This is a genomic window from Ruegeria sp. HU-ET01832 (assembly GCF_040371315.1).
Classification (GTDB): Bacteria; Pseudomonadota; Alphaproteobacteria; order Rhodobacterales; family Rhodobacteraceae; genus Ruegeria; species Ruegeria lacuscaerulensis_A.
Genome location: NZ_BAABWL010000001.1, coordinates 726141 through 751835, shown reverse-complemented (window position 1 = coordinate 751835; position 25695 = coordinate 726141). Strand labels below are relative to the sequence as shown.

The 25695-nt window shown below is 58.3% G+C and carries 26 protein-coding genes; 6 read left to right on the top strand and 20 right to left on the bottom strand.

Features of this window, described 5'->3' with window-relative positions:
- Positions 1–60 precede the first annotated feature (60 nt).
- The 8 genes from ABWV79_RS03780 to ABWV79_RS03745 all read right to left on the bottom strand — a co-directional run bounded on the left by ABWV79_RS03780 (position 61) and on the right by ABWV79_RS03745 (position 7847).
- Positions 61–2262, bottom strand: coding sequence for a 3-hydroxyacyl-CoA dehydrogenase NAD-binding domain-containing protein (locus ABWV79_RS03780; RefSeq protein ID WP_170354710.1), 2202 nt, complete (start codon positions 2260–2262; stop codon positions 61–63).
- Positions 2259–2744, bottom strand: a complete 486-nt coding sequence (locus tag ABWV79_RS03775) for a cupin domain-containing protein (RefSeq protein WP_353390508.1) — start codon at positions 2742–2744, stop codon at positions 2259–2261. Before ABWV79_RS03775 ends, ABWV79_RS03780 begins: the two co-directional genes overlap by 4 nt.
- Positions 2744–3955, bottom strand: coding sequence for an acetyl-CoA C-acetyltransferase (locus ABWV79_RS03770; protein WP_353390507.1), 1212 nt, complete (start codon positions 3953–3955; stop codon positions 2744–2746). The genes ABWV79_RS03775 and ABWV79_RS03770 overlap by 1 nt, the downstream gene beginning before the upstream one ends.
- Positions 3956–3965: 10 nt before the next feature.
- Positions 3966–4604: a glutathione S-transferase family protein gene (locus ABWV79_RS03765; RefSeq protein WP_170354707.1), complete on the bottom strand. Its 639-nt coding sequence runs from the start codon at positions 4602–4604 to the stop codon at positions 3966–3968.
- Positions 4605–4683: 79 nt separating this feature from the next.
- Entirely contained in the window at positions 4684–4896 is a 213-nt protein-coding gene (locus tag ABWV79_RS03760; RefSeq protein WP_170354706.1) for a hypothetical protein, read from the bottom strand.
- A gap of 53 nt (positions 4897–4949) precedes the next feature.
- A complete protein-coding gene (locus ABWV79_RS03755) occupies positions 4950–6731 on the bottom strand; it encodes an acyl-CoA dehydrogenase C-terminal domain-containing protein (RefSeq protein ID WP_353390506.1) in 1782 nt (593 codons plus the stop codon).
- Positions 6732–6781: 50 nt separating this feature from the next.
- A complete protein-coding gene (locus ABWV79_RS03750) occupies positions 6782–7183 on the bottom strand; it encodes a MerR family transcriptional regulator (RefSeq protein WP_170354704.1) in 402 nt (133 codons plus the stop codon).
- A 295-nt stretch (positions 7184–7478) separates the two neighbouring features.
- Positions 7479–7847: a MerR family transcriptional regulator gene (locus tag ABWV79_RS03745; protein ID WP_170354703.1), complete on the bottom strand. Its 369-nt coding sequence runs from the start codon at positions 7845–7847 to the stop codon at positions 7479–7481.
- 113 nt (positions 7848–7960) lie between these two features.
- Between ABWV79_RS03745 and ABWV79_RS03740 the strand changes: the two genes are divergently transcribed.
- From ABWV79_RS03740 to ABWV79_RS03730, 3 genes are read left to right on the top strand one after another with little or no spacing between them, the layout of a single operon-like run.
- Entirely contained in the window at positions 7961–8380 is a 420-nt protein-coding gene (locus ABWV79_RS03740) for a PaaI family thioesterase (RefSeq protein WP_353390505.1), read from the top strand.
- On the top strand, positions 8380–8898 hold the full coding sequence (locus tag ABWV79_RS03735) for a PaaI family thioesterase (protein WP_353390504.1): 519 nt from the start codon (positions 8380–8382) through the stop codon (positions 8896–8898). Before ABWV79_RS03740 ends, ABWV79_RS03735 begins: the two co-directional genes overlap by 1 nt.
- 6 nt (positions 8899–8904) lie before the next feature.
- A complete protein-coding gene (locus ABWV79_RS03730; RefSeq protein ID WP_353390503.1) occupies positions 8905–10221 on the top strand; it encodes an MATE family efflux transporter in 1317 nt (438 codons plus the stop codon).
- On the opposite strand, the gene arsC is transcribed toward ABWV79_RS03730, so the two are convergent.
- The 4 genes from arsC to ABWV79_RS03710 are packed head-to-tail and all read right to left on the bottom strand — an operon-like array spanning position 10218 to position 12377.
- Complete coding sequence (gene arsC, locus ABWV79_RS03725) at positions 10218–10559, bottom strand: arsenate reductase (glutaredoxin) (RefSeq protein ID WP_353390502.1); 342 nt, start codon at positions 10557–10559, stop codon at positions 10218–10220. The genes ABWV79_RS03730 and arsC overlap by 4 nt on opposite strands.
- Positions 10556–11614, bottom strand: a complete 1059-nt coding sequence (locus tag ABWV79_RS03720; RefSeq protein WP_353390500.1) for a quinone-dependent dihydroorotate dehydrogenase — start codon at positions 11612–11614, stop codon at positions 10556–10558. Before ABWV79_RS03720 ends, arsC begins: the two co-directional genes overlap by 4 nt.
- Positions 11611–12042, bottom strand: a complete 432-nt coding sequence (locus ABWV79_RS03715; RefSeq protein ID WP_353390499.1) for a DUF1330 domain-containing protein — start codon at positions 12040–12042, stop codon at positions 11611–11613. Before ABWV79_RS03715 ends, ABWV79_RS03720 begins: the two co-directional genes overlap by 4 nt.
- A complete protein-coding gene (locus ABWV79_RS03710) occupies positions 12039–12377 on the bottom strand; it encodes a DUF952 domain-containing protein (RefSeq protein ID WP_353390498.1) in 339 nt (112 codons plus the stop codon). Before ABWV79_RS03710 ends, ABWV79_RS03715 begins: the two co-directional genes overlap by 4 nt.
- Positions 12378–12485: 108 nt before the next feature.
- Here ABWV79_RS03710 and ABWV79_RS03705 point away from each other — a divergent pair, with 108 nt between their 5' ends.
- Entirely contained in the window at positions 12486–14069 is a 1584-nt protein-coding gene (locus ABWV79_RS03705; protein WP_353390497.1) for a bifunctional metallophosphatase/5'-nucleotidase, read from the top strand.
- A 50-nt stretch (positions 14070–14119) separates the two neighbouring features.
- On the opposite strand, the gene ABWV79_RS03700 is transcribed toward ABWV79_RS03705, so the two are convergent.
- Complete coding sequence (locus ABWV79_RS03700; RefSeq protein ID WP_353390495.1) at positions 14120–15919, bottom strand: tetratricopeptide repeat-containing sulfotransferase family protein; 1800 nt, start codon at positions 15917–15919, stop codon at positions 14120–14122.
- Between ABWV79_RS03700 and ABWV79_RS03695 the strand changes: the two genes are divergently transcribed.
- Together ABWV79_RS03695 and mnmH are read left to right on the top strand one after the other, a co-directional pair.
- Positions 15828–16493, top strand: a complete 666-nt coding sequence (locus ABWV79_RS03695; protein ID WP_353390493.1) for an SOS response-associated peptidase — start codon at positions 15828–15830, stop codon at positions 16491–16493. The two genes, ABWV79_RS03700 and ABWV79_RS03695, sit on opposite strands and share 92 nt — an antisense overlap.
- Positions 16494–16537: 44 nt before the next feature.
- Positions 16538–17590: a tRNA 2-selenouridine(34) synthase MnmH gene (gene mnmH, locus ABWV79_RS03690; protein ID WP_353390491.1), complete on the top strand. Its 1053-nt coding sequence runs from the start codon at positions 16538–16540 to the stop codon at positions 17588–17590.
- On the opposite strand, the gene selD is transcribed toward mnmH, so the two are convergent.
- From selD to ABWV79_RS03655, 7 genes are read right to left on the bottom strand one after another with little or no spacing between them, the layout of a single operon-like run.
- Positions 17585–19741: a selenide, water dikinase SelD gene (gene selD, locus ABWV79_RS03685; RefSeq protein ID WP_353390489.1), complete on the bottom strand. Its 2157-nt coding sequence runs from the start codon at positions 19739–19741 to the stop codon at positions 17585–17587. The genes mnmH and selD overlap by 6 nt on opposite strands.
- A gap of 5 nt (positions 19742–19746) precedes the next feature.
- Positions 19747–20133: a Na+/H+ antiporter subunit G gene (locus ABWV79_RS03680; RefSeq protein ID WP_170354691.1), complete on the bottom strand. Its 387-nt coding sequence runs from the start codon at positions 20131–20133 to the stop codon at positions 19747–19749.
- A 7-nt stretch (positions 20134–20140) separates the two neighbouring features.
- A complete protein-coding gene (locus tag ABWV79_RS03675) occupies positions 20141–20410 on the bottom strand; it encodes a K+/H+ antiporter subunit F (RefSeq protein ID WP_170354690.1) in 270 nt (89 codons plus the stop codon).
- Complete coding sequence (locus ABWV79_RS03670; RefSeq protein ID WP_174821829.1) at positions 20407–20907, bottom strand: Na+/H+ antiporter subunit E; 501 nt, start codon at positions 20905–20907, stop codon at positions 20407–20409. Before ABWV79_RS03670 ends, ABWV79_RS03675 begins: the two co-directional genes overlap by 4 nt.
- Positions 20904–22439: a monovalent cation/H+ antiporter subunit D gene (locus ABWV79_RS03665; protein ID WP_353390486.1), complete on the bottom strand. Its 1536-nt coding sequence runs from the start codon at positions 22437–22439 to the stop codon at positions 20904–20906. The genes ABWV79_RS03670 and ABWV79_RS03665 overlap by 4 nt, the downstream gene beginning before the upstream one ends.
- Positions 22436–22795 carry a Na+/H+ antiporter subunit C gene (locus ABWV79_RS03660; protein WP_209194186.1) on the bottom strand — a complete coding sequence of 120 codons (360 nt, stop codon included), beginning with the start codon at positions 22793–22795 and terminating at the stop codon, positions 22436–22438. Before ABWV79_RS03660 ends, ABWV79_RS03665 begins: the two co-directional genes overlap by 4 nt.
- Positions 22795–25665: a monovalent cation/H+ antiporter subunit A gene (locus ABWV79_RS03655; RefSeq protein ID WP_353390484.1), complete on the bottom strand. Its 2871-nt coding sequence runs from the start codon at positions 25663–25665 to the stop codon at positions 22795–22797. The genes ABWV79_RS03660 and ABWV79_RS03655 overlap by 1 nt, the downstream gene beginning before the upstream one ends.
- Positions 25666–25695: the final 30 nt, after the last annotated feature.

Below are 25695 nucleotides of genomic sequence, written 5' to 3'. Positions count from 1 at the left end.
ATTGCGCCAACCCGCAGACACGAAAACTGGCGCATGCAGAACATGCGCCAGTTTTTTTGTTCAGGCTGCTTTCGCTTCGGGGTCGAAGCGGCCGTAGAAGGTCTGGCCTTTCTCGGCCATCTCGCGCAGCAGCGGCGGGCAGGCGAACCGATCACCATATTTCGCCGTCAGTTGGTCGCAACGCTCGGCCGCATAAGGTGCGCCGATGATGTCGACCCAGCTGAGCGGACCACCGGACCAGGGCGCAAAGCCCCAAGCCAGGATCGCGCCAACATCGGCCTCGCGGATGTCTTCCACTACGCCTTCTTCCAGCGCACGGACAGCTTCCAGAACCTGAGCGAACATCAGGCGTTCCTGAACTTCGATCAGATCGGGCTGGTCCTCGGCCAGCGGGAACTTGTCCTGCAGACCTTTCCAGTATCCCTGACGCTTGCCCTTTTCGTCATAGTCAAAGAAACCGGCCTTGGACTTACGGCCCAGACGCCCCTGTTCTTCCATCCAGAAGATCAGATCGTCGGCGCTGCTTGCCGGATAGGCATCGCCCATCGCGGCCTTGGTGGCGCGGGCGATCTTGGCCCCCAGATCGATCGAGGTTTCATCGGTCAGGGTAATTGGCCCCACCGGGAAGCCCAGCTGACGTGCGGCGTTGTCGACCAGCACGGGGCTAACACCTTCGGTCACCATACGGGCGCCTTCGTTCAGGTAGGGGATGATGCAACGGTTGCAGTAGAAGAACCGCGCGTCGTTGACTACGATGGGCGTTTTGCGGATCTGGCGCACATAGTCCAACGCTTTGGCAACCGCACGATCACCAGTTTCCTTGCCCTTAATGATCTCGACCAGCAGCATTTTCTCGACCGGCGAGAAGAAGTGGATACCAATGAACTGATCAGGGCGCACGCTGGCCTTGGCCAGATCGGTGATCGGCAGGGTCGATGTGTTCGAGGCAAAGATGCAGTCGTCCGAGATAATCGCCTCGACCTTTTTGGTCATGTCGGCTTTGACGGCGGGGTCTTCGAACACGGCTTCGATGATCAGGTCACAGCCTTTCAACTTTTCCAGATCAGGTGTCGGAGTGATCAGGCCCAGCATGACGTCTTTCTTGTCTTCTGAGATCTTCCCCCGCTTGACCGACTTGTCCAGATAGGTCTCGGAATATGCTTTCCCTTTGTCCGCGGCAGCCTGATCGCGGTCAATCAGGACAACCTCCATACCGGCTTGGATCGAGACCAGCGCGATACCGGCCCCCATCATGCCTGCACCCAGAACACCGACTTTCCTAACCGACTGATCGGGGATTCCGGCAGGGCGCACGGCGCCTTTGTCCAGCGCCTCTTTGTTCAGGAACAGCGAGCGGATCATTGCACCTGATGACGGGTTCATCAGCACAGTGGTAAACCAGCGAGCCTCGATCCGCAGGGCGGTGTCGAAATCGACCAGCGCGCCTTCATAAACCGCGCTCAGCAAAGCCTTGGCTGCTGGGTAAGCACCCTGAGTTTTGCCGTGCACCATCGCAGAGGCACCGACGAAGTTCATGAAACCGGCTGGGTGGTAAGGGGCACCACCGGGCATCTTGTACCCTTTGGCGTCCCAAGGTTTGACCAGATCAGTCTCCTTGGCGTTCAGAACCCACTCTTTCGCGGCGGCCATTGGGTCGGCGGCGATCTCGTCGATATAGCCAGCACCTTTGGCTTTTTTGACGTCCAGCATCTTGCCTTCCAGCAACAGCGGAGCTGCAGCAATCGTACCCATCTTGCGGATCATGCGCGTGGTGCCGCCCGCGCCGGGGAAGATGCCGACCATGATTTCCGGCAGGCCGTATTTGGCTTTGGGATCTTCACCGGCAAAGATGCGGTGGGTCGACAGGGGCAGTTCCATGCCGATCCCGGCGGCGGTGCCGGGCAGAACGGCTGCAATCGGCTTGCCGCCCTTCTTGGTTTTGAAGTCCATGCCTGCCAATTCAATCTTACGCAGCAGGGCGTGAATTTTCATCGTGCCTTCGAACAGGCCCTTGGCGGGATCGTCACCGGCCTCTTCCTTCATGACGGCCAACAGGTTCAGGTCCATGCCGCCGGCAAAGGAACCCTTCTTGCCCGAGGTGATGATGATGCCTTTGATCTCGTCATCGGCCAGCGCCTGATCGATGCAGGCGTCCAGTTGCGTCAGTCCGTCAAAGGACATCACGTTCATTGATTTGCCGGGAACATCCCAGGTGATCGTGCCGACGCCGTCGGCGTCTTTGGTCAGGGTAAACTCGGTCATCCGTCGTCTCCAATCTGGTCAGCCGTCAGCGGGCTGCCGTCTTTCCGGGTGAAGGATTCGCCATCTGCGTCGTCCTTCACCATCATGTCGATATCGCTATAAAAGCCGGTCTCGGTCGGGGTCCGCGTGCCCACCACCAGAAAGGTCGCGGGCGCATCGGTTTTGTTTACAAGGTGGTGGCCGTTGGGCTCACCTGCGGGCCAGGCCGCGCAGTCACCGGGCTGCATCTCATGCTCACCATCGTCGTCGATCAGGGTGCAGATGCCGGAAAGCACAATGGCGAACTCGTCCTGCTCCATGTGGTAGTGCCGCAGCGAGGACATCCCCGCAGGCTCCAACCGCACGATGTTGACCCCGTAGTGGGACAGACCGCCCGCATCCCCCAGCCGCTGAACGAAACGACCTGCGGTCGCTTCGGCCAGCTTGCCAGGATAGGACGATCCCCCAAAAAACGGGATCTGAGAGAGATCCAGCTTGGGCATCAGACCCGCTCGATGATGGTCGCGGCACCCATGCCCGACGCAATGCAGAGCGTGGCCAGACCGATTTCTTTGTCCTGCCGCTCCAGCTCGTCCAGCAGGGTGCCGATGATCATCGCGCCGGTTGCACCCAGCGGGTGACCCATCGCGATCGAGCCGCCGTTGACGTTGACCAGCTCGGGGTCCACATCAAATGCCTGCTGGAACCGCAACACGACCGAAGCGAAGGCTTCGTTCACTTCGAACAGGTCTAAATCCGAAATCTGCATGCCGTTGTCGGCCAGGATTTTCTGGGTCACCGGAACCGGGCCAGTCAGCATGATGGTCGGGTCCAAACCGATCTTGGCAGTGGCCTTGATCCGTGCGCGCGGTTTGATGCCGTGCTTTTCACCGAATTCCTTGTTGCCGATCAGAACGGCCGCAGCCCCGTCCACGATGCCCGAGCTGTTGCCCGCGTGGTGGATGTGGTTGATCTTTTCCAGGTGCGGGTATTTCAGCAGGGCGACTTTGTCGAAGCCCGGCATCTGCTCGCCCATCATCTGGAAAGCGGGGTTCAGGCCGCCGAGGCTCTGCATGTCGGTGCCGGGGCGCATGTATTCGTCATGGTCCAGAATGGTCAGGCCGTTGCGGTCTTTGACGGGGACAATCGACTTGGCAAAGCGGCCTTCTTCCCACGCCTGCGCGGCGCGGCGCTGCGATTCCATCGCCAGCTGGTCTGCCTGATCGCGGCTGAAGCCGTATTCGGTCGCGATGATGTCCGAGGAAATCCCCTGCGGCACGAAATACGTGTCCATCGCCAGCGACGGATCAACGGCAATCGCCGCACCGTCCGACCCCATGGCCACGCGGCCCATCATCTCGACGCCGCCGGCGATGTAGCCGTCACCGGCACCGCCTTTGATCTGGTTGGCAGCCAGATTCACAGCTTCCATGCCCGAGGCGCAGAAGCGGTTGATGGCCAGACCGGGGATTGATTCATCCAAATCCGATGCCAGAACTGCAGAACGGGCCAGACAGCCGCCCTGTTCCATCACCTGCGTGACGTTGCCCCAGATCACGTCTTCGACGGCGTGGCCTTCCAGGTTGTTACGCTCTTTCATGGCGTTAAGGGCGACGGCGGACAGTCGCACCGAGGTTACCTCGTGCAGGCTGCCATCCTTGCGGCCCTTTCCGCGCGGTGTGCGCAGGGCGTCGTAGATGTAAGCTTCGGTCATGATGCTCTCCTTAAGCTCGATCCGGCACTTGGCCGGGCATCAGGTCGTAGGGGTGTTGCCAACCCGGCTGTTCAGACAGCCGCGTCAGCCATTTGTCGATATTGGGCCATTCGGAACGGTCAAAACCGAAGGGCTCGGGGTAATACAGGTATCCGCAGCAGCTGAGATCGGCGTTTGTCACGCCGTCGCCCACGATCCAGTCGCGGCCATCCAGATGTGCGTTCAGAATTTGATAGGCCGACTTCAAACGGCCCTGATTAAAGGCAATGACGTCAGCATTCCGATGCTCTGCGGGAAGGAAATTCATCAAAAATCGTGTCATTCCAGCTCCTGAACTGAGCTTGTGATTGTCCCACAAAACCCAGCGCAGAACTTCGTACCGCTCAGCGTGAGAATTACCACCAAACTTTCCGGTCTTTTCGGTCACATACGCTTGAATGGCTCCAGACTGGCTGGTGCTGAAATCACCGTCCACCAAGACGGGCGCTTCGCCCATCGCGTTGACATTTGCCCTGTATTCCGGTGTGCGGGTCTGGCCGTTAAAGAAATCAACTTCGATTGGCTCCCAGTCCAACCCGGACATCTCCAAAGCCAGCGCAGCTTTGTACGAGTTTCCGCTGACGCTGAAACAGTGCAGTTTGATGGTCATCCTTAGCCTCCCTTGACGTATGCCCGACCGAATGGTGCCGTTGGCTTTCGCCCGCCCTGTGTCGGGCGGTTGCGGTTCTTTAACGTTTGCGCGCTTCGAGTTCCGAATTGAAGATGCGCAAGCGGTGCGTCAGGTTCTCCTCGTGAATGACGCTGTTGAAGTTTTCAAACAGGAAAGACAGTGCTTCGCCTTCGTCCAGACCGGCCTCGCGGGAAAAGGCCCTGAGGCGGCGATATCCATCTTCGGTCATGGCAACCGGAAAACGGCGGGTCAGTCGAAAACGTTTCGGCATGTCTATCCTTTCGAAAACCCGGCTGCGGGAACAGCCCCGCAGCCGGTTTCAGATCAGAAGCTTGCCGCCTCGAGCGCCATGACGGTGTCGGCACCGGTCTGAATGCGTGCAAGGTGCAGCGCAGTAGCCGGCAGGCGACGGGCCATGTAGAACTGACCGGTGGCAATCTTGGTCTGGTAGAACTCGGTATCCGAGGTGCCGCCGTCAAGGGCTGCATAAGCCGCTTTTGCCATTTGTGCCCACACCAGGCCCAGGCAGACATGGCCGAACATGTGCATGAAGTCGTTCGAACCGGCCAACGCGTGGTTGGGGTTCTTGGCGCCGTTCTGCATGAAGTACATGCCAGCTGCCTGCAGATCCTTCGAGGCCGCCTTGAGCGGTTCGATGAACGCCTTGTCCAGCGCTTCGTTCTGGCCACCGTTTTCCTTGCAGAAATTCTTGACCATCTCGAAGAAGGCCATCACGTGCTTGCCGCCATCCGTGGCCAGCTTACGACCCACAAGGTCCAGCGCCTGAACGCCGTTTGCACCTTCGTAGATCATCGCGATGCGGGCGTCGCGGGTATACTGCGACATGCCCCATTCCTCGATATAACCGTGGCCGCCGTAGACCTGCTGTGCCTTTACGGTCATGTCATAGCCTTCATCGGTCAGGAAACCCTTGATGACCGGCGTCAGCAGCGAGATCAGGCCGTCCGCATCCTTGTCATGCGCGCGATGCGCCTTGTCGATCATCGTGGCACCCCACAGGGCAAACGCACGCGCGCCTTCGGTAAAGCTTTTCTGATCCATCAGGCTGCGGCGGATATCGGGGTGGACGATCAGCGGATCGGCTGGACCATCGGGGTTCTTAGCGCCGGTTACATCACGACCCTGCAGACGGTCCTTGGCATATTCTACCGCGTTCTGATAGGCAGCCTCGGCCTGTGCCAGGCCCTGCATACCCACACCCAGACGCGCTTCGTTCATCATTGTGAACATGGCACGCATACCTTTGTGCAGGTCGCCCAGCAGGAAGCCGGTAGCTTCGTCATAGTTCATCACACAGGTCGAGTTGCCGTGGATGCCCATTTTCTCTTCGACCTTGCCGACCGAAACGCCGTTGCGTTCGCCCAGCGAGCCGTCTTCGTTGACGATGAACTTGGGCACGATGAACAGCGATACGCCCTTGATGCCCTCGGGGCCGCCGGGGATTTTGGCCAGAACCAGATGGATGATATTGTCGGCCATGTCGTGGTCACCGGCCGAGATAAAGATCTTCTGACCCGACACCTTATAGCTGCCATCGTCCTGCGGTTCGGCCTTGGTGCGCATCAGGCCCAGATCGGTGCCGCAATGCGGTTCGGTCAGGTTCATGGTGCCGGTCCACTCGCAGCTGACCATGTTGGGCAGGTAGGTGGCTTTCTGCTCGTCGGTGCCGTGGGCCAGAATGGCCGAGGCCGCGCCATGGGTCAGGCCCTGATACATGGTGAACGCCTGGTTCGAGGATGAGAACATCTCACCCACCGCACTGCCGATCACGTAGGGCATGTTCTGGCCGCCGAACTCTTCGGGCATGTCCAGACCTGTCCAGCCACCTACTTTGACTTGCTCGAAAGCGTCTTTGAACCCTGTAGGGGTGTAAACGACACCATTTTCGTGGCGAACGCCTTCAGTATCGCCAACCACGTTCAGCGGATGCAGAACGTTTGATGAAATCTTGCCTGCTTCTTCCAGCACGGCAGCTGTGAAATCCGCGTCCAGTTCGTCGTAACCGGGAATGTCCGATCCCGATACGTTCAGCACTTCGTGCAGGATGAATTGCATGTCTTTGGTTGGCGCGTTGTAGACGGGCATTTGAAGCTCCCTTTAAAATTCGAATGTCCGGTGATTGGGACCGCCGGGAGTTACTCGGCGGCCTTTTTGTCGTTTTTCATCGAGGCGATCACTTTCTCGCCCCAACGCAACTGTTCTTTCAGATCGTCGATCGCCTGGGTCAGTTCTTCCCGGCGTGCTTCCATGTCGGCTAAGCGTTCACGGGCGATCTCAAATGTGCGGGTCATCTGGGTCATCTGCTGATCACCCACATGATAAAGGTCCAGCAACTGCCGGATTTCCTCGAGGCTGAATCCAAAACGCTTACCGCGCAGGATCAGTTTCAGACGGGCGCGGTCACGTTTGGTGAACAGACGTTTCTGTCCTTCACGGATCGGGAACAGCAGTTCCTTGGCCTCGTAAAACCGCAAAGTTCGCGGCGTGACATCATAAGTCTCGCACATTTCACGAATGGTCATCAGATCTTCGGTCATGGCTTCAGCACTCTTGTTCACTGGCGTTGATGTGGTTCAGTTGCGCAGTTTGTGCGCCACTTACAACACGGAGATGGCGTTCGCGTAATCCAAACGCTACGTCACAAATAAGTTGACGTAACTTCCGTTTGCGTCAAGTGGATTTGAGGGTGGGCGGCCGTAACGTCACGTCACGAATAGTGTTGGAAACAACCAGATTGGGGCGTGGAGGCGCAACAAAATAACCCTGCCAGTCAACAGCGCGACAGCAGGGTTGAAAGGAATAGCACTATATCGAAGGGCTGGGTGGCCGCGATCAGTTCAGGGATTTCGCGGTCTGATCGCGCATCTGTTTCAGGGCGTCGATCGCATCGTCAAGCTGTTGTTTCTGTGAATTCAGCTCGATCAGTTGAAGGTCAGCCATCTCGACAAACGTCTTCATCTGCGCCTGATTCCCCTGATCTTCATAGATCAGCAACCACTGCCGGATGTCTTCCAGAGGGAACCCGTATTTGCGCCCCCGCATGATCAACGTCATACGCGCACATTCGCGCGGACCGTAAAACCGCGAGCGGCCTTCACGATCGGGCTGCAAAAGCTCGATATATTCATAGTAACGCAGGGTGCGCGGGGTCACATCGAACTCGGCACACATCTCTTTGAATGACAAACGGTCGTCAGACATTCCTGATCTCCTCTGCGGCAGCCTATGACCTGTCGGCTTCAAGCGCAACAGGCGGGCTTGCTCTTTTGCGGGTCACACGCTCATAAAGGGATAAATCAAGAGGACACAAGCAGATGGTCGACAAAGCCGCTATCGCGCGCCAGTTCATCGAAGCGATTCCGCATGCGCGCGCGTTGGGTATGAAGTTGAACAAAATCGGGAATGGCGAGGCTGAAATAACGATGCCGTATAATGCCGAACTGGTCGGCGATCCGCGCACTGGCGTCATTCACGGAGGTGCGGTTTTTGCGGTACTAGACACGTGCTGCGGAGCCGCCGTCATGAGCCATCCTGCCGCCCCCGGCGGCACGGCTACGATTAACCTGAGAATAGACTATATGAGGGCTGCGACGCCGGGTCAGAGCATCACGACCCACGCCACATGCTACCACTTGACCCGCAATGTCGCCTTTGTGCGCGCGACCGCGATGGACGAGGATCAGGAGTTGCCTGTTGCCACAGCCTCGGGGTCTTTCACGGTGGAGGGTTTGTGATGGCGCGGCAACGTCCCGAACCCATGCAGGTGGTCAAGCAGAGGCGCGATGCGGCGCTGAACGCGATCGTTGATGGTGTCCCCTATATCCGGTTCCTCAATATTGCCTTCGACCGGCGCGGGGACGAGCTGACCGGTGTGCTGAATTTTGACGAAAAGTTGATCGGAAATCCCCTGCTGCCAGCCCTGCACGGCGGGGTCACCGCCGCTTTTCTCGAAGTGACGGCCGTCATCACGCTGAGTTGGGAGTACTTCTTGCCCAGTATCGAAAGCGGTGAATTGGACGCCGATGCAATCGTCAAGGACGAGTCGATCCGGTTTCCAAAAACGGTCGATTTCACGGTCGACTACCTGCGATCCGGTTTGCCACGCGACGCCTATGCCCGCGCTTTTGTCAGCCGATCAGGGCGGCGTTATGCATCGGTTCGGGTTGAGGCGTGGCAGGACAACCACGCGCGTCCCTATGCGCAGGCATCGGGGCATTTCCTGATGCCGCAACCTAAGGCCAAGGGCAGCTAGAACACCATGCAGGACGCTTCGGCACCTATAACGCATGGACGGGTGCTGAAGATTGCCCTTCCTATCGTGTTGTCAAACGCAACCGTTCCGATTTTGGGCGCGGTCGATACCGGCGTTGTGGGTCAGATGGGGCAGGCGGCCCCCATCGGAGCCGTCGGCATGGGTGCTGTCATCCTGTCTGCGATTTATTGGATCTTCGGGTTTTTGCGCATGGGGACCACCGGTCTTGCAGCGCAGGCGCGCGGGGCAGGCGACACGGCCGAGACCGGTGCGCTGTTGATGCGCGGCCTGCTTCTGGGCGGTGCGGCGGGTCTTGTCTTTATCGTTACGCAAGTGTGGGTGTTCTGGGGGGCCTTCGCGTTGTCCCCGGCCAGTCCCGAGGTCGAGGCGCTGACCCGCGCATACCTTGAAATTCGTATCTGGGGCGCGCCCGCGACGATTGCGCTTTATGCTGTGACCGGCTGGTTGATTGCCATCGAGCGCACCCGTGGCGTGTTCCTTCTTCAGATCTGGATGAACGGGCTGAACATCCTGTTGGACCTATGGTTCGTTCTTGGGCTTGGCTGGGGTGTAGAAGGTGTCGCTGTTGCGACCCTCATCGCCGAGTGGACTGGTCTGGCGTTGGGTCTATGGCTGTGCCGCAGCGCGTTCGGCGGCAATCAGTGGCGCGATTGGCCCCGGATTTTCGATTCGGCACGCCTGCGTCGGATGCTCCAAGTGAACACCGATATCATGATCCGGTCGGTCCTTTTGACGGGCTCATTCACCACCTTTCTGTTTGTGGGGTCCGATCTGGGCGATGTCAATCTGGCGGCCAATCAGGTCCTTCTGCAGTTTCTTGAGATCACAGCCTTCGCGCTGGACGGCTTTGCCTTTTCAGCCGAGGCACTGGTGGGGGGCGCAGTTGGTGCGCGGAACCGGTATCAGGTGCGGCGGGCTTCGGTCATGGCGTCGCAGTGGGGTGTGGGCGGAGCCTTTGCCTTGGGCGCAGTATTCTATTTTGCAGGGCCTGCGCTGATCGACCTGATGTCTACCTCGCCCGAGGTCCGTCTGGCCGCGCGAGAATACCTGATCTGGGCGGCGCTGGCCCCGGTGATCGGAGTGGCAAGTTGGATGTTCGACGGCATCTATATCGGGGCAACCTGGACGCGGGATATGCGCAACGCGATGATCCAGTCGGTTGCGATCTACGTGGTCGCCCTTTTCTTACTGGTGCCGACGCTGGGCAACCACGGCCTTTGGGCCGCGTTGATGGTTCTGAACATTGCACGGGGATTGACCTTGGGATGGCGCTATCCCCGGCTTGAGGCGAAGATCGCTTAGAGCAGGTCCAGCAGGTTCTCGGGCGGGCGTCCGATGGCGGCCTTGTCGCCATTGATCGCCAGAGGACGCTCGATCAGGATCGGGTGTTCCGCCATGGCCGCGATCAGCGCTTCTTCTGGTGAGTTCTTGGTCAGCCCGAGTTCCTTGAACTGTTTCTCACCCGTCCGCATCATGTCGATGGCGGGTACGCCCAAAAGGGCCAGTGTCGCGCGCAATTCATCCGTCGAGGGCGCGTCTTCAAGGTATTTCCGCACCTCGATCTGCGCGCCTTTTTCCTCGAGCAGCGCCAGCCCGGCGCGGGATTTGGAACAGCGGGGGTTGTGCCAGTATTCGATCATAACCAGTCCTCACGTTTGCTGCCCACGGCTTGCGCGACAGTGTCGAACCCGTCGCGCGCCAAAAGCTTGTCCAACCCCTGCGCGATCTCGGCGGCCAGTGAAATGCCGCCATAAACCATCGCTGTGTAGAGCTGCACGGCAGAGGCTCCGGCGCAAATCTTGGCATAGGCCTGTTCCGCCGTACTGATCCCACCAACACCGATCAGGGGGATCTGGCCGTCGGTCAACTGGCTCAATCTCGCCAATACGCGGGTGGATTTCTCGAACAGAGGTGCTCCGGACAGACCTCCGGCTTGATCCTTGTGCACACTGCGCAGACCGTCGCGGGACATAGTGGTATTGGTGGCGATCACCGCATCCACGCCGGTTTCGCGAGCGACCTCGGCGATATCCTGCAGCTCGTCTTCGGTCAGATCGGGGGCGATCTTCAAGAACACAGGCAGGGGGCGCGGTAGAGCATCGCGGGTCTCGATCACTCCCGCCAGCAATGCGCTTAGCGCGGCCTTGCCCTGCAGGTCGCGTAGTTTCTCGGTATTGGGGGACGAAACATTGACCGTCGCGAAATCCAGATGCGTCGCGCAATGGGCCAGCACCTTGGCAAAATCGCCAGGGCGGTCGTCGCTGTCCTTGTTCGCACCCAGGTTCAGGCCAATCACCGCGTCTTTGGGACGATCCGCCAGACGAGTGGCCATGACCTCCATGCCTTCGTTGTTGAAGCCAAAGCGGTTGATGGCGGCCTTGTCTTCGCTCAGGCGAAACAGGCGGGGTTTGGGGTTGCCGGGCTGCGGGCGAGGGGTCACGGCGCCGACCTCGATAAACCCGAAGCCCACGCGAGACAGGGGTGTCAGAACCTCGCCGTTCTTGTCGAACCCAGCGGCCAGCCCGACCGGGTTGGGCAGGTCAAGCCCAGCCACCTGCGTGCGCAATCGGGACGAGATCACAGGACCGGGTGCAGGGGCCAGCCCCGCTTTCAATGCTTTGATCGACATCCCATGCGCGGCTTCCGGATCCATCCGGTGCAGGGCGGCAAGGCCCAGTTTCTCGGTCAGTTTCATCCGAAGCTCTCTCTGCCTTGGGTCGGAGCGCAACGGATCAGGCGCGACGTGTCCACCGCCGCCTGACGATGCACGACCGCTTTTTGGTAATCCGGGTCTGTGACCATTTCCATGAACGCATGGGCGGTGGGATAACGGGCGATAAAGACTGCGTCCCAAACCTCGTCCTGCGGGCCGATCAGAGTTGTTTGAAACGCGCCGCTCCATAAAATATGCGCGCCGATACGAGCGATGATCGGGGTCGTCTCGGCCCCGTAGTTGCGATAGGCCTGCGCGCCGGTCAGACCGGCATCGGCCAGATCATGGTCATCCGGGTACGCGGCCTTGACGCGGAATTTCACCAGATTGAGCATCTCGATCGGATGATCACGGTCCAGATTCTTGAACGCCTCGAACTGAGCGCGCTCGGGGTCGATGTAGCGGGTCATTCCATCTCCTCGGGGAACTGGTGGGCCTGCCCGTCATAGGGCAAAGGTTTAGCCCAAAGCACATCCGTCAGCCTGATCTGTCGGTAGAGATGCGGGAACAGCGCGCCCCCGCGCGAAACCTCCCACTTCAAGTCGTCCCCCATCGCCTCGGCGTCACAAGCCAGCAATGTCAAACCGTCGACCCCAGCGAAGTGCTTGGCGGCCGTCTCGGCCGCCTGTTCCGCTGTCGAGAAATGGACATACCCGTCGGAAACATCAATTGGAGCGCCATCCGTCGCCCCGTTGGATTGCAACGCGGCCCATTCGTCGGACCGGAAAATCTTGTAAATCAGCATAGGGCCGTGATGCCCCGCGCGGCAGGTAGAATCAAGCCGGATTTCCCCCTTTGACTCTTCCCGCAACACGGCGCACCATCACGGCAAATAACAATAGGGAGTTTGAATATGTTCACCCGTTTGCTGACATCGGCCGCCGTTCTGGGCCTGACCGCAGGCATGGCCGCGGCCGAGTACAAGCTGACCATTCTTCACACCAATGATATCCACAGTCGTATCGAATCGATCAACAAATACGATTCAACCTGTGACGCCGAGGACGAAGCCGAGGGTAAGTGCTTTGGCGGTATGGCGCGGTTGAAGACGGCAATTGACGGGCGCCGCGATGCGTTGAACGGACAAAACGTTCTGGTGCTGGATGCAGGCGATCCGTTTCAAGGCTCGCTTTTCTATACCACCTATAAAGGTGCGGCCGAGGCAGAGTTCATGGAGGCCATCGGTTACGACGCGATGGCGGTCGGCAACCACGAATTCGACGATGGCCCCGAAGGTCTGGCGGCTTTCATTGACGCGGTGAGTTTTCCCGTAATTTCCGGCAACCTTGATCTGTCATCTTCGGCAGAGTTGAAAGATCGCGTACAAGGGCATCTGGTTCTGGATGTCGGCGGGCAAAAGGTTGGTATCGTATCCGCTTTGGCAACCGATACCGTAGATACATCCAGCCCCGGCAAGGACGTTCTGTTCCAAGATGAAATCGACAGCCTGACAGCAGATGTAGAGGCGTTGCAGGCCGAAGGTGTCGACATTGTCATTGCGCTGAACCACGTCGGTCTGGCCAAGGACATCGAAATTGCCGAGAAGGTCCCGGGGCTTGATTTGGTCGTCGGCGGGCACTCGCATACGTTGCTGTCGAATACGCAGGAAGGGGCCGCCGGATCTTATCCTCTGATGGTAGGTGATGTGCCCGTGGTTCAGGCTTACGCTTATTCCAAGTATCTGGGTGAGGTCACTCTGACTTTTGACGATGATGGAAACCTGGTTTCGGCAGAAGGCGAACCGATCCTGTTGGATGCGTCTGTGACGCCGGATCCGGACATCGCTGCACGAGTCGCCGAGATGGGCGCACCGATTGAAGAGATGAAGAAACGAGTCGTCGCCAGCTCGGCTGCGTCGATCGAAGGCAATCGCGATGTATGCCGGGTTCAGGAATGTGAAATGGGCAACCTCGTTGCAGATGCAATGCTGGCGCGCGTCGCGGATCAGGGTGCCCAGATTGCGATTGCAAACTCCGGTGGCCTGCGCGCGTCAATCGACGAGGGTGAAGTGACTATGGGCGAAGTCCTGACTGTTCTTCCATTCCAGAACACTCTTTCGACTTTCGAGATCAGTGGTCAGGGTGTCATCGATGCGCTGGAAAACGGTGTGAGCCAGGTCGAAGAGGTCAAAGGTCGTTTCCCTCAGGTGGCCGGTATGACCTTTACGTGGGACCCATCGGTTGCGCCTAACGAGGGACGTATCACCGAAGTTATGGTGGCCAAGGATGGCGGCTATGTGCCGATTGATCCGGAAGCGACTTACCTTGTGGTGACCAACAACTATGTTCGCAACGGCGGCGACGGATACAAAATGTTCGAGGGTGACGACAAGAACGCCTATGATTTTGGCCCGGATCTGGCGGATGTAACTGCTGAATATCTTGCGGAAAACGCGCCTTACACGCCGTACGTGGACGGGCGCATCAAGCAGAAGTAACCCGTTATACTATTGGAAAAGGCCGCGCCATGCTGCGCGGCCTTTTTTGGTCAGTCAAAATCGTATTCTGGCCAAAGCTCGGGATCGAGGCCTTGCAACATCGGCTGAAGGTGGTCGGATACACTGCGCCAGCCGCCGATCGACTTAGTTGAAATCTTCTTACGCACCTGATCGATGCTAGCCGTCCTGACCTGCTTGGTGTTTTCCTCCGGATGCATCATCGTCTCGGTCCACTCGAGGTCACAGAACGCAGCAACCTGTTGGCTGTAAGTCTTTGGGTCTTCAACCAGTTTTTCGTATTGGACTGTCAGTATTCGGTCGCCAAACACCGCGTTCCAATGCGTCATGTAGCGTCGATACATATTCGCGGTATGCGCGATCGCCTTTTGGTTCGAGGCATACCGCATTCCACCCGCTGGAAAACGCCTGATCCATTTTGACAAACCGACGTCCCGCGGATCCCGAAGCATGTTAATGATCTTTGCGTTCGGAAAAGCTGCCAGCAAGAATCCAATTCGCTGGAAATTGTGTGGCATCTTGTCGACAAACGCGACCGATCCTTCTGGGATTGGGGGCATCAGGGCGCGAAAGTCCTGTGCGAACTCGCTTGCATTCTGCGAGCTGAAAGCATGAGACGCCTGCTCAAAATCACGCGAAAGATCGGCGGCCACCGTCAGCTCGCCACATCCTGCAACCCCGGGGGCAGAACTGAGCATCATCTCCATCAAGGTCGTACCCGAACGGGGCTGTCCCAGAACGAAGATTGGTACAGGGCTTTCGCTTATATCAGAGAACGGAAGATCGGTATTTTCACGGAACTGCCCGGTGATCACTTCGAACTTTTGCTCTTCTGCCGCGAAATCGTACGGGATTGTTTCGTGTTGAATTGCGTTCGCGCGCTCGAATTGAGGCAGCGCAGCGTTAAGTCCCTGAGTTTTGGACAGCAAATGTGCCTTCGCAAATTCAAGCTCGGACAGCTTGTGCTCGCTATTTGCAATGGCTGTCTCAACCTTCTCGATTAAGTCGGGCGCACTGTCCTTGTTAGCCATTGTCGACAACTGAAGAAGTGAAAAAACGTGCTCGGGGTTTTGTGCTGTAATCTTACGCAGGATTTCACCGGCGGTTTCCTTGTCGCCGCTCTGGTGCAAATTGATTGCCTTTTGGAACGCGATGCTCTCGTTGTCCGGAGCAAGCTCGAAAGCTCGGGCAATGTCGCGTGTATTTTCTTCAACAAAGCCAATGCGCCCATAAGCTCTGGCGCGAGACGACAACAGGCTGGCATTGTCCGGGTCGCTCTCTAACTTCTTGGTTGCGTTGTCGATGATGGCACGCCAGTTGCTGCCTTTAAGCTCAATTTCGTCAATAACCCGGCTCAACTCTTTGTTATTGGGAAATTTCTGCAGTTTTTGCTCGGCATACTCCAATGCTTTTGGAATTTGCCCGGTCTGCATCAAAGCGTTCGCAAGGTTTTCCGCAAACTGGGGATCGTTTGGCTTTCGTTTGGATGCCTCAACGAAATGCGGAATGGATTTTCGATACTGTTTCAGCTCGGTCAGGACAAACCCGGAAATGGCGTGAAAATCCGTGTCAGCTGGAAATTTCTTCAGACCCAACTGCGCCTTTTTCAGTGCCTGTTGAAGCTTGCCAGCCTCTAAAGCGGCCACAGCCTTGCCTTTTATGGTTTTCGCTGTTTGATTTTGCATGAGACCCCGTGAGAACCTTTGCCCGAACGAAACGAATATTGATGGTTCATCTCCTATGTGCGGACGGTTTGCAATAACTCTTCCAAACGACGCTATGGCGCAGCTGTTTTCAGCGCGGCCCGCGAATACGTTGCCCGCAGTGCCCAACTTTAACGTTTGCCCGACAAATCAAGTGCATGTGGTCCGCTCGGATCAGGCCGGGCGCACCCTTGATCCCTTGCGCTGGGGTTTTATCCCGCACTGGTACAAATCTGAAACGGCCGGGCCGTTGCTTATCAATGCCCGGTCAGAAACCCTGGCTGAAAAACCTGCCTTTCGCGCAGCCTGCCGCGAGAGGCGGTGTCTGATTGTGGCGACAGGGTTTTATGAATGGATGAAAACTCCAAACGGTGACCGCCTGCCATGGTATATTCATCGTCAGGATCACGCGCCGATTGCTTTTGCGGGGGTCTGGCAGAATTGGGGCCCTGACGAGAACCGACAAGGGACATGCGCCATCGTGACCACGCCCGCCAACACGCGTCTTGGAGCCATTCATCACCGTATGCCATTGATCCTTGAACAACAGGACTGGCCACTGTGGCTGGGTGAGACCGGGAAAGGGGCCGCGCGACTTATGACGCCGGGTGCCGAAGATGTCCTGACATACCACCGCGTTGACCCGGTCGTGAATTCGAACCGGGCCGGCGGGTCGTCACTGATCGAGCCTCTGGTCGAATGACGGCTGTCCTTTTCAAGCCCGCTTGCGCAAGATAGATCGTTTGCATGGCTTTGACATTTAACAGTTTGCCCGATCTCTACGCGCACGACTTCGACACTGTGATCGACGTGCGCAGCCCCGCTGAATTCGCCGAGGATCACCTGCCGGGCGCCATCAGCCTTCCCGTTCTGGACAATGATGAGCGCGCGCGGGTCGGTACAATTTACGTGCAGCAAAGCCCATTTCTGGCGCGTAAACTGGGGGCTGCGCTGGTCTTTCGAAATGCCGCAAATCATATCGAAAACAGCCTGTCGCATCACGAAGGCGGTTGGAAGCCGCTGGTCTATTGCTGGCGCGGCGGTCAACGATCCGGGTCGTTTACTTGGATGTTGCAACAGATCGGTTGGCGGGCTGAGGTGGTCGAGGGCGGCTATCGGACATATCGCAGGCTGGTGAAGCGGTACCTCTATGATGAACCGTTGCCCCACCGCCTATATGCGCTGGATGGCTATACCGGAACCGCCAAGACGGAGCTGCTTACGCTTCTCAAGGCCCAGGGCGTTCAAGTGCTGGACCTTGAAGGCTTGGCCAATCATCGTGGATCTTTGCTGGGCGAGATGCCCGGAGGACAACCCAGTCAAAAGGCCTTCGAATCCGCGCTGGCCTGTGCTCTGTGCAATCTGGATCCAAGCCGCCCGGTCGTTGTTGAGGCGGAATCGTCTAAAATCGGAACTCTGATCCTGCCGCCCTCGGTCTGGTCTGCTTTGCGCAACGCATCGCGCATACTTGTGCGGGCATCGATTGCGGCCCGGTCGGATTATCTTGTGTCCGCCTATGAGGATGTCCTGGCAGATACCGAACGGCTCAAGGATCGTCTGTCGCCATTGCGCTTCCACCGGGGCCATGACGTGGTCGATGGTTGGATCAAACTGATCGAGGCCGGAGACAAGCGTGCTTTGACCAGCGCTTTGATGCAGCAGCACTATGACCCGGCCTATACCAAGTCCAGCCGTACTCGGGTGTCGAACGTGATCGCAAGTATCGATGCTGCGTCATTGGACGCTGTTGGTCTGAGCGATGCAGCGGAGCAGATCAAAGCGGTTTTGGACCAGCTATGAAAGCCGCACGCCGGCCGTTTCCGTAATCTGTCCGATCACAACAGCTGGATACCCTGCCGCGCGCAGGCGCTCGCAAATTCCATGGGCGTGGTCGGCGCGGACGGCGGCCAATAAGCCTCCGGCGGTTTGCGGATCAAAAAGCAGGTCGGCCTTGCCGCCTTCGGGCAAATCCGGAGCCGCGACTCGGTTATCTGCAAACAGGGTCGAGCGCACTCCGGTCCGGGTCAGTTCCAGCGCGCCTTTCATCAAGGGAATTGCGTCCAAATCCAGTGTCGCGCCACACTCCGAGGCCTCGCACATACCCAGCAGATGCCCGGCCAGCCCAAACCCCGTCACATCGGTCATTGCATGGGCGTCGGCCAGAAGCCGGGCGGCCTCACCCTGCGGATGAACCATTTGGTCAAAGGCTTGCGCCACCCATTCACCTTTGGCCATCCCCGCCATTTCCGCAGCCATGATGACACCGCTGCCCAGTGGCTTGGTCAGGATCAAGGCGTCTTGTGCGCGGGCGCCGGACAGAGTGATCGGATCGCGCTCGCAAAGCCCTGTCAACGTGAAGCCGATGGTCATTTCATCCCCCATCGAGCTGTGCCCGCCAACGATCTCGGCGCCGGCCTTTCGCATCACAACATCGGCGGTCGCCATGATCTCGGCCATCGTGCGGTGCTGCAGGTCAGCAGACATACGGGGCAGAATAAGCGTTGCCGTCGCGGCCTGCGGCGCGGCCCCCATCGCCCAGATATCCCCCAACGCGTGAACTGCGGCGATACGGGTCATCATTACCGGATCATCGGTCACAGCCCGCAGGTGATCCGAGGTCATCACCTGGCGCGTGCCACCGGTTGTCAGAATTGCAGCGTCGTCGCCGGGCAGCGATAAGACGTCTGGTCTTTCCGATCGGAGCAGCGCCGACAGGGCAGACCGCAATGCGCCACGACCAACCTTGGCTCCACAACCACCGCACATGGGTTTGTCACCAGCGGTTTCGGCAAGTCCAGCCGCGTGCTGCGCCGGTAGAGCAGTCTGTGCCATTTCAGGCAGGTTGCGGAATTTGTTCATAAAAGACTGGTCGATGTGGTTTTTCCAACGCCACATCAACGGGCCGCTGAACGATGTTCCCAACCTCTCCCCCAGTGCGGATTTTCCGCCCAACGAGATTAGTTTCAAATAGTCTTTTTGGGGTGCATAGCGGCGCATTTTTCCGGCCCCAAGCGCGGCTCGGAGGTTGTTGAACAGGATTGGCGCCTCGCGGACTGCATAAACACCTGCCTTGGGGCGGGGGTTTTCGGACAGATGGGCGCAATCCCCGGCCGCAAAAATAGCCGGATCGCTGGATTGCAACTGGCCGTTTACGGAAATGAACCCGTCTTGCAGATCAAGCTCTGTGTCGGCGACCCAGCTGTAAGGGCGTGCGCCTGCTGCGCCGGTCACGAAACCTGCGGGAACTGTGCGCCCGTCTTTCAGTGCGACATGATCGTTTGCGATCCTGTCGATTTCGGCGTCTTCGATCACGTCGACGCCAAGCTCAGCCATGGTACGGCGGATAGTGGCGGCTGCCTTTTCCCCAGTCGCGGTCAGAGCTTTCGCATTGTCGATCAGGCTGACCAGCGCCGTTCGACCTTTGGCCTTTAGGGCGTGGGCCATTGCCATGACCAGTTCTACGCCTGCGACGCCGCCTCCGATCACGGTAACAGCGGCAGGGCCGGTGCCGTCCAGATAGGCCGCCCATTGTGCAGCAAAGGGGCCAAGCGGTTTCGCGGGGATGGCGTGTTCGGCAAAACCGGGCAGTGCCGGCATGTCAGAGGTGATCCCCACATTCACCGACGCCACATCGAACACGACCGGAGGACGTCCGGGGACATGGACGGTACGGTTTTTGCTGTCGATGCCCTGAACGGCCCCCAATATAACTCGCGCGCCTGCGAAACGGGCCAGTTTAACAAGATCGATATCCAGTTCCCAACGCTCATAGTGACCGGCGACAAACCCCGGCAACATGCCGGAATATGGCGCAGTCGGGCCGGGGTTGATCACGGTGACCCGGGCGCCGGGCAGGGGGTTCATCCCCCACATGCGCAGCAGCAGCGCATGCGTGTGGCCTCCGCCAATGAGAACCAGATCGCGGGTCAGGGGCAGCGGAGGCATGTGCATGGTTATCAGGTCTTGCTGTGGTCCGGGACGTCTTCGACCTGTTCGACCGCGTGGGTGGCCCAAAGCTCATCCTCGCCAGCATCCGGCAGATCGTCAGGCTTTTCATGGCGGTGAATATGCCATTTGGCAATGAACAGGGCCGTGATCGGGGCAGTCAGGAACAAAAACAGAGTGATCAGCAGTTCATGAAGGGACAGCTTGCCTTCCAGAAGTACCGAGTGGCAGATTGAGGCCAGCAAAACGCCGCCCACCCCCAAAGTGGTCGCCTTGGTCGGTGCGTGCAGGCGCGACATCGGGTCTTTTAACTTGATCATCCCAAACGAGCCGACAAATCCAAAGATGCCCGAGATAACCAGAAAGAAGGCGATCAACAGTTCGAAAATGAATGTCATTCCGCCCTCATTCAATAATGTTGCCGCGCAGCATAAAGCGTGCGTAGGCCACGGTTGAGACAAAGCCGAGCATGGCGATGATCATGGCGGCCTCGAAAAAGATCTCGGTGCCGAGATACAGGCCGTAAAGCACAATCAAAGCGATCGTATTGATCACCATCGTATCCAAGGCCAGAACCCGGGTACCCACGCCATCAGCAGTGATGATCCGCCAAAGACACATCATGATTGCGGCCCCGAAACAGACAAAGGCAAATTGTATCGCTAAGTCGATCATTCGAAAATCTCCTTCAGCCGCCGCTCGTAACGTTGTTTGATCTGGTCGCGAACCGCATCCGGGTCCGGCGCATCCAGGCAGTGAACCAGAAGACAGTGACCCTGAGCGGACAGGTCGCTGCTGACGGTTCCGGGCGTCATCGTGATGGTGCCGGCCAGCACAGTGATCGCTTCGGGTGTGCGCAACTCCAGCGGGACACTGATCCAGCAGGGTTTCCGGTCCGCGTCACGTTTAAACAGGATGATCATGGCCACTGTGACGTTGGCAACAACGATATCCCACAGCACAATCAGCATATATTCTGCGATCATTGGCCAGTTGCGCAGTTTCGGGCGGTCGGGCCAATAAGGTTGCGTGATGAAGGGGATAATAATTCCCAACAGCAGACCAAACACGACCGAGTTCAACGATCCCGTGTTGGCAAGCAACACCCAGACGACCGTAAGCAGAAACGTCAGGTGCGGGTGGGGGAAAATCCGGCGCAGAAGTCTGATCATTCTTCTCCTCCCAATACAGCTGAGATGTAGGCGTCAGGCGTGTAAAGCTGCTCGGCCGTTTTCGTGGCATAGGTCAGGGCAGGGCCGGCAAAAAGAGTAAGCAGAACCAAACCCAAAACCAGCCCGAAAACCGAGGTCAGAGCAAGAGCAGGATTGGGTTCGGGGGCTGGCTGCTCGGCCACGTCACCCTGGCTGCCATCGCCGATATGCTGCGCGTCGTGGCTTTTCCAGAAGATCAGCGTCCCGGCACGGGCCAGTCCGACAATCGTCACGAAGGACCCGATCAGCACGACGGCCCAGATGGCGTTTGCGTCCGGTGCGTCCCGTGCTGCGTCCAGTACCAGCAGCTTGCCGATAAACCCGGACAAGGGCGGCATGCCCGCCAACGCAATCGCACCGACGAAGAACAGGGCCGAGACCAGCCCGCTTTGCGGCATTGGCGCGGTGGGGGCGATAGCTCCGCCGCGACGCTCGACGACCAGATCGGCCACAAGGAACATCAGGGCGGTCGCCAGTGTCGAGTGATAGACGTAATAGAGAGCCGCGCCAGTTGCCGCTTCGGTGAACAACGAGATAGCGACCAGCAGCGTCCCCATCGAGGCGATGGCGCAGAAGGCCACCATCCGGGCGATGTGCTGCGCGCCAAGGATACCAATCGCTCCGATGGCCAGCGTCACCAGTGCGGCGGGTTGCAACCATGCTCCTACCAGGCCCTGCGTGGCTTCGACCTCGGGGCCAAAGCCAAGCGTATACATCCGCAGGATAGAATAGGCCCCGACTTTGGTCATGATCGCAAACAAGGCCGCGACCGGCAGTGGCGCGTTGGCATAGCTGGCGGGCAGCCAGAAATGCAGGGGCAGAACAGCGGCTTTGATACAGAAGACCAGCAACAGCAGCACCGCGCCCACACGCAACAGAGCAGTATCCTCGGCAGGCAATTCCGCAACGCGCACCGCCATATCCGCCATGTTCAGCGTGCCTGTCACCGCATAAAGCGTGCCCAGCGCGAACAGGAACAGGGTCGAGCCCAGCAGGTTATAGGCGACGTATTGCACACCTGCCTTAAGGCGAACCGCGCCGCCGCCATGGGTCATCAGGCCATAGGACGCGATCAGAAGGACCTCGAAGAACACGAACAGGTTGAAAGCATCACCCGTCAGGAAGGCGCCACACACGCCCATGAGCTGAAAGTGAAACAACGCGTGAAAATGCTTGCCCCTGTCGTCCCAACCTGAGGCGATGGCATATAGCACGATAGGCAGGGCCAGCAGCGCGGTCAGCAGGACCATCATGGCTGACAGCCTATCCAGCACAAGAACGATACCAAAGGGTGCAGGCCAGTTGCCCAGTTCATAAACCTGGATATCACCGCTTGCAGCTTGCGCCGTGATGGTCAGAGCGATCCCCAGCAAGCCCACCACACCAGCGACCGAGAAGATGCGCTGCAGGTCAAGGTGGTAGCGCAGGACCATGATGATGAATGGGGCCAGGATCGCGGGCAGGACGATCGGCGCTACGATCCAGTGGTTCATGCGTCATCTCCTGCCGGGTCGGTATTGTCTTGCGCGGTCATGTCGATGTGGTCATTGCGCGCCGACAGATAGGCGGATAACGAGATCATCACGATCACCGCTGTCATGCCAAAAGAAATGACGATTGCCGTCAACACCAGCGCTTGCGGCAGTGGATCGGTGTAAGGGACATCCTCGTATTTGTTCAGCACCGCAGGCGCGTTCAGCGCCAACCGACCAGTGGCAAACAGAAACACGTTCACTGCATAGGTGATCAGCGACAGGCCCAGAATAACCGGGAATGTACGACGACGCAGGATCAGGAAAATCCCGGCAGTGGTCATGACGCCTACGGCAGAGGCAACCAGCGCTTCCATCAGACCTGCTCCTTCTCTTGTTCTTCTTCTGGCGGATCGTCACGCAGCGGGTTGATATCCATCGGGAATTCCTGCGCCATACCCGGCTGCCACGCAAAACGAGACAGGCTGTCCAGTGCCAGCATGACCGCACCCAAAACCGCCAGGAAAACGCCCGTATCGAACAGGATTGCTGTTGCCCATTCGAACTCTTCGAGCGGGGGCCAGTGAATATAGCCGAAGTCGCTGGTCAGGAACGGCCGTTCATTGAACCAGGCGCCGATGCCTGTTGCCGCAGCGATCAGAACACCCCAACCGATTGTGCCGTGGTAGTAGAACCGCTGACGCTCGATCGCCCAAGTATAGCCGCTGGCCATGTACTGCATCAGGAAGGCGATTGCCACGATCAGGCCGGCGATGAACCCTCCACCAGGCTGGTTGTGGCCGCGGAAAAAGATGTAGGCACCCACCATCAGGGCAATGGGCATCATCATACGCGTCACCACTACCATCATCAAAGGATGTGAATCCCCGGATTGAGGCCAGTGCGGCTTGCGGTTCAGCAGATAGGCCCGAACGTTGGTCGCCAGAACGGATTCCGTCAGCGCAAAGATAATCAAAGCGGCAATGCCCAGCACGATGATCTCTCCGAACGTATCAAACCCTCGGAAGTCCACGAGGATCACGTTGACCACATTGGTTCCGCCGCCACCTTTGTAGGAATTGGCTAGATGGAACTCTGAGATTGTGGGAAAGGCAAAGTCTCGCAACATCAGTGCATAGACTAGAGCGCCTGTACCGATCCCGGCCCCGACCGAGATTGCTGCATCGCGCCACCGCCGCGCCGCGCTGCTGTCCCATGGTGTGTCCGTGGGCAGGAAGTTCAGGGACAACAAAAGCAGGATCATTGTCACCACTTCGACCGAGATCTGAGTCAGCGCAAGGTCAGGTGCCGACAGATAGTTGAACGCCATCGAAACAATCAGGCCAACGACGCCGATCAGAACCAGCGACAGCAGGCGGTTGCGGTGGAACCACATGATAGCCAGTGTCGCGGTGACCAGACAGATCCAGCCGACGACCGGAATGATCTCAAGCTTAAGCGGTTCGCGGGTGACCGGACCGATCGTGCCTGTGGCATAGGCATAGTATCCCAAACCCACGGTGAACACGATCAGGATCATGGCATAGCGGCTGATCACGCCGTTATGCAGCGAGTCCGTGATGCGGCGGCTAAGCGCAGTCAACGCTGCGATCACAGCTTCAAAGATCACCTTGGCCTCGGGGCGGGGCAGGGCGTTCCAAAGGCTTTCCGCCCGGCGATGCTGCGACAGCAGGAACAAGCCACCCAGGGTTGCGACGACTGACATGTAAAGTGCAGGCGTGAATCCGTGCCACAGCTTGAGCGAATAGTAAGGCAGTTTTTCGCCGCCAATCACCGCGCTGGAAACCACGGCGACCAGTGGGCCAACAATCGCTGCGGAATACAGGCCGATCAGAACGACCAAAACAATCAAAAACGCAGGGGCCAGCCAAAGACCCACAGGTGGATCATGCGGATGCGCAGGATAGTCGTCGCGTTTTGGACCCAGGAACACATGGCTGACAAAGCGGAAGGAATAGGCGGCCGAAAACAGCGCCGCCAGAAGGGCCAGCCCAGGCACCAGGTAGTGCGAATGCAGCCAGGTGGTGTGGACGGTTTCCTCCAGCATCATTTCTTTCGACAGGAAACCGTTCAAAGGTGGCAGACCGGCCATAGACAGGGCCGCTATGGTGCCAATCGTGAAAGTGATTGGCATCAGGTGACGCAACCCGCCCAGCCGCTTTACGTCGCGCGTGCCAGTTTCATGATCGACGATCCCTGCGGTCATGAACAGCGCGGCTTTGAACGTGGCGTGGTTGATGATGTGGAATACGGCAGCCACGGCAGCAAATTTGGTGCCAAAACCAAGTAGCATGGTGATCAGACCCAGATGCGACACGGTCGAAAAGGCCAGCAACGCCTTTAGGTCATCCTTGAACAGCGCAATCACCGCGCCCATCAGCATCGTCACCAGCCCGGTGGTGGCCACGATATAGAACCACGCATCGGTCCCGGCCAGAACCGGCCACATCCGCGCCATCAGGAACAGCCCCGCCTTAACCATCGTGGCCGAGTGCAGATAGGCCGAAACAGGCGTCGGGGCGGCCATCGCGTGGGGCAGCCAGAAATGGAACGGGAACTGCGCCGATTTGGTGAAACACCCCAGAAGGATCAGGATCAACGCCGGCAGGTAATAGGGCGAGGCTTGGATCAGCTCTTTGTTCTGAAGGATCACGCTCAGGTCATACGACCCGACGATATTGCCCAAAATCAGCATCCCGGCGATCATCGCCAGACCGCCCGAACCGGTGACAGCCAATGCCATTCGTGCGCCCTGACGGCCTTCGGGCAGATGTTTCCAATAACCGATCAAAAGGAATGAGCTTAAAGACGTAAGCTCCCAGAAGATAAGCAAAAGAAGAATGTTGTCGGAGAGGACGATTCCGACCATCGCGCCCTGAAACAGCAGCAGATAGGTGTAGAACTGACCCATTGGGTCCTCACGCGACAGATAGAACCGCGCATAGAGAATGATCAGCAGACCAATGCCAAGAATCAGCAGAGCAAACAGGAAACCAAGCCCATCCAGCATGAAATTCGCGTTCAGGCCCAGAAGGGGGATCCAGTCGAACCGAGCGGTCACGACATCCCCGCGCATAACAGACGGAATGTGGATCAGCAGACCAGCAAGGGCCAGAAACGTGGTCAAACCCGCGGCCGAGGCTGCTGCATTTCGTCCTGCCCTGATCAGCAGGGCTGGAAACACAGCGCCGAGAAAGGGAAGGGCCGCGATGAGGAATAGGGACAAGTGCGATACTCCGGTCTTGGCGGTCAATGT

What these genes read in the sequence shown, in the direction of transcription:
- ABWV79_RS03780 (WP_170354710.1), bottom strand. Translation starts at nt 2,262, where the DNA reads ATGACCGAGTTTACCCTGACCAAAGACGCCGACGGCGTCGGCACGATC.
- ABWV79_RS03775 (WP_353390508.1), bottom strand. Translation starts at nt 2,744, where the DNA reads ATGCCCAAGCTGGATCTCTCTCAGATCCCGTTTTTTGGGGGATCGTCC.
- ABWV79_RS03770 (WP_353390507.1), bottom strand. Translation starts at nt 3,955, where the DNA reads ATGACCGAAGCTTACATCTACGACGCCCTGCGCACACCGCGCGGAAAG.
- ABWV79_RS03765 (WP_170354707.1), bottom strand. Translation starts at nt 4,604, where the DNA reads ATGACCATCAAACTGCACTGTTTCAGCGTCAGCGGAAACTCGTACAAA.
- ABWV79_RS03760 (WP_170354706.1), bottom strand. Translation starts at nt 4,896, where the DNA reads ATGCCGAAACGTTTTCGACTGACCCGCCGTTTTCCGGTTGCCATGACC.
- ABWV79_RS03755 (WP_353390506.1), bottom strand. Translation starts at nt 6,731, where the DNA reads ATGCCCGTCTACAACGCGCCAACCAAAGACATGCAATTCATCCTGCAC.
- ABWV79_RS03750 (WP_170354704.1), bottom strand. Translation starts at nt 7,183, where the DNA reads ATGACCGAAGATCTGATGACCATTCGTGAAATGTGCGAGACTTATGAT.
- ABWV79_RS03745 (WP_170354703.1), bottom strand. Translation starts at nt 7,847, where the DNA reads ATGTCTGACGACCGTTTGTCATTCAAAGAGATGTGTGCCGAGTTCGAT.
- ABWV79_RS03740 (WP_353390505.1), top strand. Translation starts at nt 7,961, where the DNA reads ATGGTCGACAAAGCCGCTATCGCGCGCCAGTTCATCGAAGCGATTCCG.
- ABWV79_RS03735 (WP_353390504.1), top strand. Translation starts at nt 8,380, where the DNA reads ATGGCGCGGCAACGTCCCGAACCCATGCAGGTGGTCAAGCAGAGGCGC.
- ABWV79_RS03730 (WP_353390503.1), top strand. Translation starts at nt 8,905, where the DNA reads ATGCAGGACGCTTCGGCACCTATAACGCATGGACGGGTGCTGAAGATT.
- arsC (WP_353390502.1), bottom strand. Translation starts at nt 10,559, where the DNA reads ATGATCGAATACTGGCACAACCCCCGCTGTTCCAAATCCCGCGCCGGG.
- ABWV79_RS03720 (WP_353390500.1), bottom strand. Translation starts at nt 11,614, where the DNA reads ATGAAACTGACCGAGAAACTGGGCCTTGCCGCCCTGCACCGGATGGAT.
- ABWV79_RS03715 (WP_353390499.1), bottom strand. Translation starts at nt 12,042, where the DNA reads ATGACCCGCTACATCGACCCCGAGCGCGCTCAGTTCGAGGCGTTCAAG.
- ABWV79_RS03710 (WP_353390498.1), bottom strand. Translation starts at nt 12,377, where the DNA reads ATGCTGATTTACAAGATTTTCCGGTCCGACGAATGGGCCGCGTTGCAA.
- ABWV79_RS03705 (WP_353390497.1), top strand. Translation starts at nt 12,486, where the DNA reads ATGTTCACCCGTTTGCTGACATCGGCCGCCGTTCTGGGCCTGACCGCA.
- ABWV79_RS03695 (WP_353390493.1), top strand. Translation starts at nt 15,828, where the DNA reads ATGTGCGGACGGTTTGCAATAACTCTTCCAAACGACGCTATGGCGCAG.
- mnmH (WP_353390491.1), top strand. Translation starts at nt 16,538, where the DNA reads ATGGCTTTGACATTTAACAGTTTGCCCGATCTCTACGCGCACGACTTC.
- selD (WP_353390489.1), bottom strand. Translation starts at nt 19,741, where the DNA reads ATGCACATGCCTCCGCTGCCCCTGACCCGCGATCTGGTTCTCATTGGC.
- ABWV79_RS03680 (WP_170354691.1), bottom strand. Translation starts at nt 20,133, where the DNA reads ATGACATTCATTTTCGAACTGTTGATCGCCTTCTTTCTGGTTATCTCG.
- ABWV79_RS03675 (WP_170354690.1), bottom strand. Translation starts at nt 20,410, where the DNA reads ATGATCGACTTAGCGATACAATTTGCCTTTGTCTGTTTCGGGGCCGCA.
- ABWV79_RS03670 (WP_174821829.1), bottom strand. Translation starts at nt 20,907, where the DNA reads ATGATCAGACTTCTGCGCCGGATTTTCCCCCACCCGCACCTGACGTTT.
- ABWV79_RS03665 (WP_353390486.1), bottom strand. Translation starts at nt 22,439, where the DNA reads ATGAACCACTGGATCGTAGCGCCGATCGTCCTGCCCGCGATCCTGGCC.
- ABWV79_RS03660 (WP_209194186.1), bottom strand. Translation starts at nt 22,795, where the DNA reads ATGGAAGCGCTGGTTGCCTCTGCCGTAGGCGTCATGACCACTGCCGGG.